Source organism: Marinobacter mobilis, assembly GCF_900106945.1.
Taxonomy (GTDB): domain Bacteria; phylum Pseudomonadota; class Gammaproteobacteria; order Pseudomonadales; family Oleiphilaceae; genus Marinobacter; species Marinobacter mobilis.
The window spans coordinates 88375-100532 of sequence record NZ_FNNE01000012.1 but is presented as its reverse complement, the minus strand read 5'-3'; the positions used below and the strand labels follow the sequence as shown (position 1 = coordinate 100532).

Here is a 12158-nt window from a genome sequence, read left to right as displayed (position 1 = left end):
GCTTCGCGCAAAAAATCACGCTCCTTCTTCACACGGGCCAGTTCTCGCTTGAGACGGGCAACCTCCTCGTCTCTGGGAGAGCCAGAGCCTTTGAAGGCCTTGTCCGTCTCCTCATCCGCTTCTCTGCGCCAACGGGTCAGTAGGTTGGGATTGATGCCGATCTCCAAAGCTATTTGTCGACAACTCACACCGGGTTGGCGGGTCAAAGCAATGGCTTCGCGTTTGAACTCTGGGCTATATTTTCTGCGTCTGGACATGAACACTCCTTTGGCACATTGTGCCTCTTTTCAGAAGTGTCCGCAGTAACGGGGTAGAACCCGAATTTGGAGCTGCTGACACGCCATGCGGCAATCCACCAAAACTATGCGCTCTTCGATTTCGCGAAAAGTGTGGCGTTAACGTACTTTTCGGCATCGCCTTATGCCCTCTACAGCTCGATTTTCCAATCTGAATCAGCCACGTACTTACGGATCTCCTATTACCGGTTTGTCTCTGCGTTCTACGGCAAGGAATACTGCTTCTCACCTGCTCTTTTCCAGGACGAAGCACTATGGGCTGAGGGCCTAGGCGAGAGAAACGAGGTTCTCTGGGGTTTGTTTAATGCAATGACCTCATGCGCGAAACACCCTGACAAAGGGTCGGTAGACCCGCTTAGTGCCCAAATGGAGAACCTGGTTTCGGCTGTTTCATTGGAGTATCAACCGGGCCCTCCGACTAGAAGTACGTACGAATTTCTTAAGGGAATGGAGTTCTTGCAAACGTGGGTGGTATGCGATGCAAAATCCGGCCGGCTACGCAGTGAGAGCGAGGGGGTATTCCTGAAGCTGGAGGACGAGTGGTCGAGTCTACGCAGGTTGTTGCGCGCGGCAGGTTCTTCGAACGATCACTATCGAGACATGCTGGATGCTGTCGGTAAATGGTTAAACAAAAGTAAGACTAGGCTTCACGAGGCCTTATATCTCCACATGGACGTGTCCTCTGCTTCTGAGGAGGAAAAGGATGCCTGGGCCGGGCGACTGAATCACATCTTTATCCAACGGACCTATACCTTGGATATGAGCTCTAAAACCCCGGTGGAAAGTGACAACGCTCAAAGCGAGTGCCTGAAAATCTTTTGTGCACACCTGTCCCCACTGCAAATCGAAACGTGGCTTCAGTGGTCTGTCCGGCAGGATATTAAGACGGCACTGAAACATTTCGAGCGGGCAGGCTGTGGAAGGCACGTTTTCGGAGATGAAAGCAGAAAATGGTGGCTGGCAGGTCATTCGGGCGTTTGGAAGGCCAGGTTTCAGGAAGAACTGAGCGGCTCTGATATCGAAACGAGGCTGGCAGTCCTTGCTAGTCTTGGGATGCAATTTAATACAGAAGCAGCCCATCTGGAATTTCACCACTGGTGGAAAAGCCTGCTCGAAAATCTGATTCAGGACCGCGAATTTACGATTAACCTGATCCCACAATGGACCGTTGCTGCGATGGATAGGCTGGACGACGAGTTTGTGGTCCCCTTCATCGACAAAAGCATCGGGGTGCTTCGCGGCCAACTTTCCGGAGATGGAAAGCCAGAGCTTCACGCACAGCTGAAGCTATTGCTGGAAAAACTGGATCGCTTAAAGCCCTCGAAAGCGTTGCGCCATCGTCTGATGTTAATGCGCTCGTCGACCAAACCCATATCTGACGAGTCAGTTATACGATTCAGTCCGGTGAACAGCGACAATGCTGTTGTGTGGTATTTGCCGCTGGATTACCTGGCCAACGTCAGGTGGTCGAATGAGGTCAATTCTGCATCGAGGCCCTCCACCTTTGATGAATACCAACAAGCGGAAATGGAGTGCTACGAAGCGTTTTCGCGTGAACTGGTGGATTTCTGCCTGAGCCGGCTTCGCCTTCGAAAAGGGGAAAAGCCGACTGGCAACAAGTACGAGGCACACCAGGTGACCGAACCGTCCGCCATCTGGCGCCAAGGGTATTTAAAGGCTTTGTTGGAGCTCGGTTTCGATCCGAAAGGAAAGGCCCATAAGACGGTGTATTTCACCAGACAGTCAGATCCAGATGAAAATGTCCGAGCGATTGCCAAGGAGTGCTACCGGGCAGTGCGCCGGGACTCCAAGAAGGAGCGGGACCTGAAGGATTTGAAGCGAGGACTGATCGCGGCCGAATGGTGGTTACTCATGAGCCAGCGGCTCGAACTGAATTTCGATGTGAACTATGAGGAGGCACTCAGGAAACGCCGCGCCAGATTGCGCAACCCATGATAACTGGCTAGACAGCCAACCCTAAACCAAATGGTGTACTGGGGCCCGATGCCCCTACTCTGACGCCCTGCGTCCGCCATGTAGCAACTTCACGGTCCGTTTAAACGGTCCCCGTCAAGGAGTATACGCATGAACTCGAACACCCATTTTGTCGCCAACAACTCTGGCGCCGTTGTCTCTACCAACATTGCCGCGGTAGAGGAGCTAACAATAAACTGGCATGTCACTGAAGCGTGTAATTATCGCTGCCAGTACTGCTACGCAAAGTGGACAAGCCGTCCAAACCCTCGTGAGCTGTTTCATGATCCAGTTCGCACCCGGAGTTTATTGACTGAGTTATTCCGGTTCTTTCACTCTGGAAACCGCAGCAACCCATTACACCAACAACTTTCCTGGAATACGCTTCGCCTGAATCTGGCAGGCGGGGAGCCCTCGATTCTTGGTGATCGCTTGCTTGAAATCGTGCACGCGGCCCGAGAAGTCGGATTTCGGGTATCCATTATCAGTAATGGCTCGCGACTGACCCCTCTGGCGATAGAGCAATTGGCGCCGCACCTGACATCCCTAGGTATCAGTCTGGATTCGGCCGCGCCTGCGACCAACAGGAAGATCGGACGGATCGATGGAAAAGGACGACTCCTTGATATCAAAGAGTTGGTAGAAAACTTACAACTGGCTCGCCAAATCAATCCTCAGCTCGCGGTGAAGCTCAATACGGTGGTGAACCAGCGCAACGTTCGGGAGGATCTGTGTCAGTTGGCTGACCAAATCCGTCCAGATCGTTGGAAAATTCTGCGCATGCTCCCGGTTGTGGATCATTCTTTGGCCGTCAGCGACGACGAGTTTTCGGCATTTGTGGAAAGACATCGCGACTTTGAGTCCGTCCAATGTGTCGAAGACAACCATGATATGTGTGAGTCGTACCTCATGGTCGACCCGTTTGGACGTTTTTTCCAGAACCAGCCTTCGTTGAACCTGGCGTACGTGTATAGCGAGCCCGTTTTATCGGCCGGTGCAGAACGTGCGTTCTGTGAACTGGCATTCAATACCGACAGCTTTCAGTCCCGCTACACGAACGGCGTGGTTGGGGGCAAACAATGAGAAGGTACAGTTCGAACAAAGACTGGAATGTGCTTATCAAACGCCTCATCAGACATGGCTGGACCTACAAGCGTGGTGGCAAGCATGGTCGCTTAACCCACCCGGAGTGTTCCCGGACACTGATTGTTCCAATCTCCCCGAGCGATCGTCGAAGTTTGAAAAATTTCATGCAGTTTCTCAGGACGGCGCGGATTTACCTTGGAAAAATGCCAGTCAAATCTGACTTCAACTAAGGATTGGCGGGAACGTTCCTTTACCTTCTCGGGACGTTCCCGCCCCTCTACCAATGAGTCCCTTATCACTTAGCCTTTCGAAGCGAAGAAGTGCCCTATTGGGAATGGACTTACATCAGACGTTAAATCGAGCGGTAACCCCCCCATTTTTAACCGCAGCTAAAAGTAGAGGTTAAGCCACCATCAGTGGCGGCCTGCCGCCATTGGCTCTGTGGGGGCGTTCGTGATTGTAAAACCATAACCACTGCGTTGCATAATCCTGAACTTCTTCGAGGGTGTCGAACAGGTTTTTACTCAGCCAGCTGTAGCGGATGGTGCGGTTGGCTCGCTCGATATACGCATTCTGCTGCGGTTTGCCCGGCTGGATGTATTCAATACGGATATCGTGCTTTTTCGCCCAAGCGGTAAACTCATGGCTGATAAATTCAGGGCCGTTATCGCAACGAATTACCGTGGGTGTTTCCCGCCATTCGAGTAACTGGTTAAGCACCCGGATAACGCGGATTGTCGGTAGCGAGAAGCCCGCTTCGATGGCAAGTCCCTCACGTCGATAATCGTCGATCACATTGAACAGGCGGAAGCAGCGGCCATCACTGAGCTGGTCATGCATAAAGTCCATCGACCATATCTGGTTAGCCTTGATCGGCTCTTTCAGCGGTTCAGGGGCTTGGCGTTTCAGACGGCGCTTCGGCTTGATGCGTAGATTTAATGCCAGCTCGCAGTAAATGCGATATACGCGTTTGTGATTCCAGGACTGACCCTTGACGTTACGCAGGTACAAAAAGCACTGACCGAACCCCCAGTCACTGTGCAGCTCGGTCAATTCCACCAAGCGTTCAGCGATCTCGGCGTTTTCATCATTGAGCAGCGCTTGGTAGCGATAACAACTTTCGCTAACCGAAAAAGCAGCGCAAGCCAGACGAATACTGACTTGACGATTGGCCACTGCCTGCTGCGCCATCTCCTTGCGCAGAGATGGCTTTACCACTTTTTTGCCATTGCCTCCTGGATGATCTCGGCCTTGAGACGCTCTTCGGCATACATCTTTTTCAGGCGGCGATTTTCCTCTTCGAGCTCTTTCATGCGAGCCATTAAGGAAGCATCCATGCCTCCGTACTTGGCGCGCCACTTGTAGAAGGTAGCGGAGCTCATACCGTGCTCGCGGCAGAGTTCGGGAACGGGCGTGCCTGATTCAGCTTGTTTGAGGATGCTGAGGATTTGGCTGTCGGTGTAACGTGATTTTTTCATGCAGAATCTCCTGCGCGTAGGGTACGAGAAAATTCTACTTTTAGCTGCTTTGGTTTTTAGGGGGGATTACCGAGCAAGTTGTTTCTCGGAAACTACCCAGGCTCCCTAGAGCAACTCATCTCAGGCCTGCAAAAGACCCGTTTTCCCCCTACAACGTGCATCTTTACGGACGGCTTACCAATGTTCGCTTTTGTTTAGCGACGGGAGGAGCCTGTAACCCGAGGGTGATCATCGACCGGGGCTTGCAGCGTCTGAGGCATCCAAAGGGACCAAGGACACAAGTTACGCACCTAGATCTCAATACTCTCAGCTATCTCCAGAGCATCCTCGACCTCGACACCAAGGTACCGCACGGTGCTCGACATATTCGTGTGTCCCAACAGCAACTGAACGGCTCGAAGATTTTTGGTCTTCTTGTAAATCAATGTCGCTTTGCTACGTCTCATTGAATGGGTTGCGTAGACGGAAGGGTCAAGTCCAATGCTCGTAATCCACTTTTTGACAAGACGGGCGTATTGGTGAGTAGTGATATGGTCGAACTTTCGCATCCGGCTCGGCCACAAATAATCCATCCCTGAGAGTCCACGCAACTCGATCCATGCTTCGACCGATTCGCGCGTCTTTTTGGTTATCTCAAACTGAACAGGCTGACTGGTCTTCTGCTGGATGACTTGCGCCCGGTCCAGAACCTCACCGTTTCTGGAAATATCTCGAACCAATAGCTTTACCAGATCGCAGGATCGGAGTTTGCAGTCAATTGCCATGTTGAACATCGCCAGCTCGCGGATGTTCTTTGCTATCTCTAACCGAATACGGATAGCCCATATTTGTTCGAGTTTGAGCGGCAGCTTCTGGCCGACGAGCTTCCCTTTGTTCCAGGGAACTTTGCTGGTAGGAAACGTCATGACGTGGCCCTCTTCGGAGGGTAAGGGCCTTTAAGTATGGCTCAAAAGATTGTTCTCTGCTGGCCAACCTGGTCGCAAAGCGAACATTCAAGCGGAGCGCAGAGCCCTAGTCATTTGGCATAGGATCACTCGACAATCAAAGCTGCCCCCACAGCTCAGATTACAGCGCGTCTCCTCGAATGCGACTGGTCACCTTATCTTGACTAACTCTACAAGTCGCCGTTCCGCAATTCCTCAGTCCAATTCCAACCAAAGATTATTTTTTAGAATCCATGAATTGCCCCCCCCCTCCCAGATTCATGTAGCACCATCCAGACTCAGGTTTGCATAGCCGAGGGGGCGTGTGTGTTGGACTGGCTTGTAGAACGCTGACATTTCCCCAATGCCCCAGCGAATTGCCTGTCTCCACTTGCTTCTTTACGAGGCCCAAGAGTGGCCTTTGACATTTTCTTGACAAAACCTTCAACAAGTTTTGACTGCCCACCCAATACTCTATGTGGAAATCTCCAAAAGCCTCAGTTGCATAGGTGCGACGGCCAGAATGAACAAGGTTTCCTTTAAACGAATAAGTGGATTTATTGCTGCTGGAGGAATGGCAACGCTATTCCATTGGGCGGCCATGTCCGGCTTGATTTTCGTTGGAATGGAACCTGTAGGGGCCACCTTTTCTGGAAGTGTCGTTGGTGCTGTTACCAATTACGGATTGCAGCGGACCCTCGCTTTTCCAAATGCGCGACCACACATCCAGGCCGTCTGGCGATACGTTTTCTCCTGTTCACTCGCATCTCTCCTGAACGTTCTGATTTTTTTCATTCTGCATCAACTGCTCGAAATCCCCGTTGCTCCTGCACAGCTCCTAACCACTGTAGCTGTCGCTGCATTCAACTATGTTGTCTACCAAAGGCTGGTGTTCCATGAACAAACCTCTTAAGACTTCCCGCGTGCCGAATAAATCAGACCTACTTTCTTTGGTGGTTCCGGTTTTCAATGAACGGTCGATGCTCCCTATATTCTTTGAGCATGTATTGCCAATTCTTGCGAGCCTGGATATTCGTTCGGAAATCGTAGTCGTGGACGATGGCAGTGAAGATGGCAGTGCCGAATTTGTGAAGACGGTTATTGAAAAGAGGTCGAGCATCCGCCTGGTTAAGTTAAGCCGTAACTTTGGCAAAGAAGCAGCCGTGACGGCTGGACTGGAGCATGCCAGGGGGGAGGCGGTGATCGTTCTGGATGCAGACCTTCAGGACCCACCTGAATATATTCCCGAGATGGTCAGGAGCTGGAAGTCAGGCTTTGATGTCGTCCTGATGCAACGTCGATCGCGCGTAGGGGAGAGTTTTTTCAAGCGTTGGAGTGCACACCTTTTCTATCGTTTGCTGAATAGGACCAGTCGTACTGAAATACCAGTCGATACGGGTGATTTCCGATTGATGAGCAGGCGGGCGGTCGATGCCCTTCTAAGGTTAGGGGAGCGAAACCGCTACATGAAGGGGCTCTTCGCCTGGGTCGGTATGCCAACGACGATCATCGAATACGACCGGGCATTGAGAGCGGCTGGAGAAAGCAAGTGGGATTATCCGGGCCTGGTTGGCTTGGCTCTCGAAGGGTTGACCTCCTTTTCAGTGTCACCGCTCAGATGGGCAACGCTTGTTGGCTTGCTGGCCGCGTCCGTCGGTGGGTTGTTCGGTTTCTGGATTGTAGTGAAGGCGATAATGCTCGGAGATCCGACTGACGGTTATCCCTCTTTAATCGCCCTCATCAGTTTTCTGGGCGGCATACAGCTGGTGAGCGTTGGGATCGTCGGTGAGTATGTGGGCAAAACCTACATCGAATCGAAACAGCGACCACTGTACCTGACCGAAGAAGTGGTCGAGACCCGGGAGGCTTCGAGCCGAGACCAAATCAGTAACTTTAGAGGCGTCAAAAATGCTAAAGCGATTTGAGCCCTGGTTCTGGGTACTGGCCGCCATATTGTTGAGTCGCTTTATCGGGATGACACTGTTTCCGTTTGTGGATACAACAGAGCCCCGATATGCGGAGATCGCCCGTTTAATGGCTGAAACCGGGGACTGGATAACTCCCTGGTTCGAACCCGGAGTTCCGTTCTGGGGAAAGCCACCCCTGTCATTCTGGGCTCAGGCTGCCTCTCTAAAGCTATTTGGACTGTCTGAATTTTCCCTCCGGCTACCGGCGTGGTTTGCCACGATTGGAATCATCTGGCTGACGTGGTGCCTTGCAAAACATGCGCGGAGTGCTGTGGTCGCTCGATGGTCTACTCTGGTGCTTTCTACCATGGCACTCACCTATATCAGTGCCGGCGCAGTAATGACTGATACATTCTTGGTTTTTGGAACGACCCTCTCGCTGGTGAGCGTGTGGTTTGTGCTTTCAGGGCGCTCTGATTACTGGCGTTGGTGGTTCTTCGTGGGCCTGGCTGTCGGTTTGTTGTCAAAGGGACCGTTGGCTGTTGTACTGACGGTTACCCCCTTGGTGCTCTGGGCTGCTATTTTCAGGCAGCGGTTACAGCCGTTGAAAAAACTACCATGGCTCCTTGGTTCACTTCTTACACTATTGATTGCTTTGCCATGGTACGTGCTCGCTGAACTGAAAACGCCGGGGTTCCTCGACTACTTCATTATTGGCGAGCACTTTAGCCGGTTTCTGGATCCCGGATGGGCCGGCGATTTATACGGTAGTGCCCACAACCGGCCCAAGGGCATGATATGGATATTCTGGCTTTGGGCTTCATTTCCGTGGGGGATCATTGGCTTGGTTGGCTTTGGATTTGCAGCAGCGAGAGGCACAACAAAGGGTATATTCACTGATGCTGTTCAAGATGCCTCAACGCTATATCTGATGTTTTGTGCGATAACGCCAATGCTGTTTTTCACCCTAGCAGGTAACACGCTTTGGACGTACATCCTGCCATCTCTGCCCTTCTCGGCAATTCTGATTGCTGGATGGGTGTCGCAGCTCGATTTACGTCCTTGGTCCAGGATCAGGTCGGGGGCTGTTTGGCTTGCGCCCATTCTCATCACCCTTTTTGTTTTCATCGGTGTTAGTGGCGTAAAGCCATTAAAAACCGAGAAGCAATTGATCAGCCGTTATGAGAGCATCCAGCGACAGGGGGACAGCCCAATTTTTTACATAGGTGAAATGCCATTTTCAGCCCGTTTTTACTCGTTGGGCGATGCTGTGGAAGTTACCTCAACAGAGTTCGACAGCCTGCTGGAAGCTGAAGGTTACGACAGGGTCTTCGCAGCGATACCCAATGATGAGGTGAACGCATTTCTCAATCGGCAATCCCCCGACACTCAGAAGTTAGGGGAAAACAAAAGGTATCAACTATTCTCTATCGATCTTCAACCAAGCAAGAGCCAGAATGGCGTCGTTAGTCCCGAACTAAATTCGAAGAGTGGTTAACTACGATATGTTGAAATTATTGATCGTGGAAGATCAAATCGATCTGGCGGAGAATATCTTTGAATATCTGGGGGAGGATCGTTTCTCGTTAGATTATGCAGCCGACGGTTTAACAGCTTTACACCTGCTGGCAACCCAAACGTATGACATTGTCATACTTGATCTGATGCTCCCCGGCGTCAATGGCTTCGAGATTGCTAGAAAAATCCGCGAGGATCTTCACTGTCCCACCCCTATCATCATGATGACTGCCCTTAGTGACATTAATGATAAAGAAAAAGGTTTTGATGCCGGAGCAGACGACTATCTGGTTAAACCCTTTGAACTGAGAGAACTAAAATTAAGAATAGAAGCGCTTCATCGAAGACATGCTCCCCAAAAGCCAGTGTTGAAAGCAGGCGATATTTTGTTCAACCCCGGAACACTGGAAGCCGAATTCCATGGATTGAAAGCAGAGCTTTCAGGAACTCCTGCGAGACTGTTTGAGCTGCTCATCCGGGAGTATCCAAACTTTTTAAGCCATCAGTCTTTATGCGATGCCCTTTGGGGGACGGATGATGATTTTGAAGGTAAAAGTTTGAGGACGCATATTTACACTCTCCGAAAATCTCTCAAAGACAAACTGGGTCACGGGATGGTGAAGACCGTTCACGGTCGGGGATACAGGCTGGAACCACCCAATGCCGAATGAAGGCAGTTCATCCAAGAAGTCAGTGGCCAGCCGTATTGCTCGGACGATTTTTATCCTCATTTCGGCGACGACCGCGATTGCTATGTTTGCCGTCGATTTCTTCATAGACGATGCGGATGACACCATACTGAACTTGGAATTGCGGGCGGATGCGGCGTTTTTCGAAGAGCAGCTCGCGGCAGGAACCTTTCGTCCGTTGGAAACACCCAGGCTGGAAGTGTTATTTCTGCCAGCTGGCGAATCAGAATCCGGACTTCCTTACTACTTCCAGGGGCTTTCTTTGCCCTACGCCGATGAGTTCGAGGAGAATGGTGTTACCAAACAAGTCATTGCTAGAAAAGTAGAGAAGCCCGCCGGCCAGCTCTACCTGGCACAGGACACTTCAATCCTAGAGAGCAGGCAGGGACTTATTCAATGGATTCTGCTTGGCATCACTAGCGTTATGTTTCTCGCAGCGTTTTTCATTTCCAGAGCCTCGGCAAATTACATCGCTCGGCCCTTGAAACGGCTTACTCATGAAATTCAGAGTATCGAGCCCTCCAAGAACATGCAGCGATGTCACAGCGACTACGACGACTGGGAGTTTGCCCACATTGCGGAGTCATTTAATCTGTTTCTCTCTGAACTTGAGAGCCACATTGAGAGGGAGCGCTCCTTCGTAAAACTCGCTAGCCATGAGCTTCGTACGCCCTTGGCGGTCATTTCCGGTGCTGTCGAAGTTCTCGAACAAAGAGGGGATCTTTCCAGAGCCAATCAGAAAACGATCGACCGAATCCGCACCACGACCCACGCAATGAAGGATGACATGGAAGTTCTTCTTGCACTTGCTCGCAGTGAAGACCGAGAAGAATCGAATCAACTATTCTCAGTGTACCGGCTTGCAAGAGAGCTGATCGTTGATCTGGAGCAAAGCACTCCCGCTTATCGAGGTCGTGTCAAGCTTGAGGACGAAGACAGCGAGGACATCTTTGCTGATCCGTCATTAGTCCGGCTGCTTTTACGTAACCTGATTCAAAATGCGCTTCGCCACACACGCTCGGACGTTGAAATAACCATTAGGACAGGAGAAATCGTGGTGCAAGATTTTGGCTCGGGATTGCCCCTCGAAAATAGGGAACAATTATTCAAACCTGACATACGTTCTTTGGGTGATAAGCAAAAAGGCAACTTCAAGAATTCAACGTTTGGATTATTGATCGTTCGATTGGTGGCAGAACGGCTCGGGTGGACTCTGGAACTCATCCGGTCAAACAACGAAGGGACCGTCTTTCAAATTTTGATTGGAAATGCTGGTACTTAATGAATAGACCGATGAAGAGACTCACCGTGTACAGTGAGCAACCGGACAAAGCTTTATTAGTTAAATCGCTTATCCAGATGGACTTACTGAGCAAGCAGACACGCAGATTGAGTTTGTATTTGTAGCCAGATTATTCCTGCGAGGTCCCAGAACTTGATCGGCAAATTGAAAGCTACTGCCTCGCGTGTCACAAATGATGCGTTAATTGTATATTTTGTGGCACGAGACCCAAACACTCCCCTATTCGTACGCCTGCTTGCACTGGCTATCGCCGCCTACGCCATGAGTCCTATTGATCTCATCCCCGACTTTATACCGATCGTCGGCTATCTTGATGACATTATCCTCCTCCCACTGGGAATCATGCTCGTCATCAAGCTGACGCCAAAGAATGTGATAGAAGCGAGTCGTTCGAAAGCCTCTGAAGTGATAGCCAAACCGGTTAGTCTCGTCGCGGCCGCAGTCGTTATTGTCATATGGCTTTCATGTGCGTCGGGTTTTGGCTTTTTGGTATGGAATGCTGCGGCGGGTCACTCCTAATGTGTAAGTTGTGAAAAGTGTGCCGCGCCTTAGAAATGAAACCGCAGAAAATTCAGCGTTTTTGGGTTTTTGTCACTATACCCCTAGCGGCAGACGTTTTACCTACCAAGCTACCGATCGCAAGTCTCTGGGTACTCGGAAGTTTGGATTTCGGATAGGCGCAGAGGAAAGAAATGGGAGAAATTGGCTGGCTCTCGAATGTTCGCTTTTGTTTAAAAGCGGAACAACAACGACATCGCCCTGCTGCTCCGCGCCGGATGGGATTATGGGCAGCTGAAAAAAATGCTGCAATTGAGTTCTGGCGTAAAAAGCTGGCAGGATGCAAGTCTTTTGCCCTTCCATAACTGGTACAGAGCGAAAGGAATGAATCAACCTGCGATCTAATTGCTTTTTACATATTGATGCTTGCTACCTGATTTCTTGAGGGATTTCGCCTGCGTACACAAATCATTTTGGGGGTACAAA

At 50.8% G+C, this 12158-nt stretch carries 13 protein-coding genes; 10 read left to right on the top strand and 3 right to left on the bottom strand.

Features of this window, described 5'->3' with window-relative positions; translation table 11 throughout:
• On the bottom strand, nt 1-257 hold a 257-nt coding region (locus tag BLV11_RS17045), incomplete at its 3' end, for a transposase (RefSeq protein ID WP_139173231.1).
• 66 nt (nt 258-323) lie between these two features.
• Between BLV11_RS17045 and BLV11_RS17040 the strand changes: the two genes are divergently transcribed.
• The 3 genes from BLV11_RS17040 to BLV11_RS18670 all read left to right on the top strand — a co-directional run bounded on the left by BLV11_RS17040 (nt 324) and on the right by BLV11_RS18670 (nt 3586).
• Nucleotides 324-2252, top strand: a complete 1929-nt coding sequence (locus BLV11_RS17040) for a hypothetical protein (protein WP_091817313.1) — start codon at nt 324-326, stop codon at nt 2250-2252.
• A 129-nt stretch (nt 2253-2381) separates the two neighbouring features.
• Nucleotides 2382-3353 carry a viperin family antiviral radical SAM protein gene (locus BLV11_RS17035; protein WP_091817311.1) on the top strand — a complete coding sequence of 324 codons (972 nt, stop codon included), beginning with the start codon at nt 2382-2384 and terminating at the stop codon, nt 3351-3353.
• On the top strand, nt 3350-3586 hold the full coding sequence (locus BLV11_RS18670) for a type II toxin-antitoxin system HicA family toxin (RefSeq protein ID WP_139173251.1): 237 nt from the start codon (nt 3350-3352) through the stop codon (nt 3584-3586). Before BLV11_RS17035 ends, BLV11_RS18670 begins: the two co-directional genes overlap by 4 nt.
• 172 nt (nt 3587-3758) lie before the next feature.
• Here the strand turns inward: BLV11_RS18670 and BLV11_RS17030 are convergent.
• Together BLV11_RS17030 and BLV11_RS17025 are read right to left on the bottom strand one after the other, a co-directional pair.
• Nucleotides 3759-4834, bottom strand: a protein-coding gene (locus BLV11_RS17030; protein WP_091817308.1) for an IS3 family transposase whose coding sequence is annotated in 2 segments (ribosomal slippage) — nt 3759-4582 and nt 4582-4834 — 1077 coding nt in all. Because the reading frame shifts where the segments join, the coding sequence is not laid out codon by codon here.
• Between the two features lie 290 nt (nt 4835-5124).
• Nucleotides 5125-5739 carry a tyrosine-type recombinase/integrase gene (locus BLV11_RS17025; RefSeq protein ID WP_011786646.1) on the bottom strand — a complete coding sequence of 205 codons (615 nt, stop codon included), beginning with the start codon at nt 5737-5739 and terminating at the stop codon, nt 5125-5127.
• A 541-nt stretch (nt 5740-6280) separates the two neighbouring features.
• Here BLV11_RS17025 and BLV11_RS17020 point away from each other — a divergent pair.
• From BLV11_RS17020 to BLV11_RS18365, 7 genes are all read left to right on the top strand, one after another.
• Nucleotides 6281-6670: a GtrA family protein gene (locus BLV11_RS17020; protein ID WP_091817305.1), complete on the top strand. Its 390-nt coding sequence runs from the start codon at nt 6281-6283 to the stop codon at nt 6668-6670.
• Nucleotides 6654-7682: a glycosyltransferase family 2 protein gene (locus BLV11_RS17015; protein WP_091817302.1), complete on the top strand. Its 1029-nt coding sequence runs from the start codon at nt 6654-6656 to the stop codon at nt 7680-7682. Before BLV11_RS17020 ends, BLV11_RS17015 begins: the two co-directional genes overlap by 17 nt.
• Nucleotides 7666-9162, top strand: coding sequence for an ArnT family glycosyltransferase (locus tag BLV11_RS17010; protein WP_091817300.1), 1497 nt, complete (start codon nt 7666-7668; stop codon nt 9160-9162). Before BLV11_RS17015 ends, BLV11_RS17010 begins: the two co-directional genes overlap by 17 nt.
• Before the next feature lie 7 nt (nt 9163-9169).
• Nucleotides 9170-9853 carry a response regulator transcription factor gene (locus BLV11_RS17005; protein WP_091817330.1) on the top strand — a complete coding sequence of 228 codons (684 nt, stop codon included), beginning with the start codon at nt 9170-9172 and terminating at the stop codon, nt 9851-9853.
• A complete protein-coding gene (locus BLV11_RS17000) occupies nt 9843-11153 on the top strand; it encodes a sensor histidine kinase (RefSeq protein WP_091817297.1) in 1311 nt (436 codons plus the stop codon). Before BLV11_RS17005 ends, BLV11_RS17000 begins: the two co-directional genes overlap by 11 nt.
• A 153-nt stretch (nt 11154-11306) precedes the next feature.
• Nucleotides 11307-11693 carry a YkvA family protein gene (locus BLV11_RS16995; protein WP_091817294.1) on the top strand — a complete coding sequence of 129 codons (387 nt, stop codon included), beginning with the start codon at nt 11307-11309 and terminating at the stop codon, nt 11691-11693.
• 173 nt (nt 11694-11866) lie between these two features.
• Complete coding sequence (locus BLV11_RS18365) at nt 11867-12037, top strand: hypothetical protein (RefSeq protein ID WP_175528374.1); 171 nt, start codon at nt 11867-11869, stop codon at nt 12035-12037.
• The last annotated feature ends 121 nt before the right edge of the window (nt 12038-12158 follow it).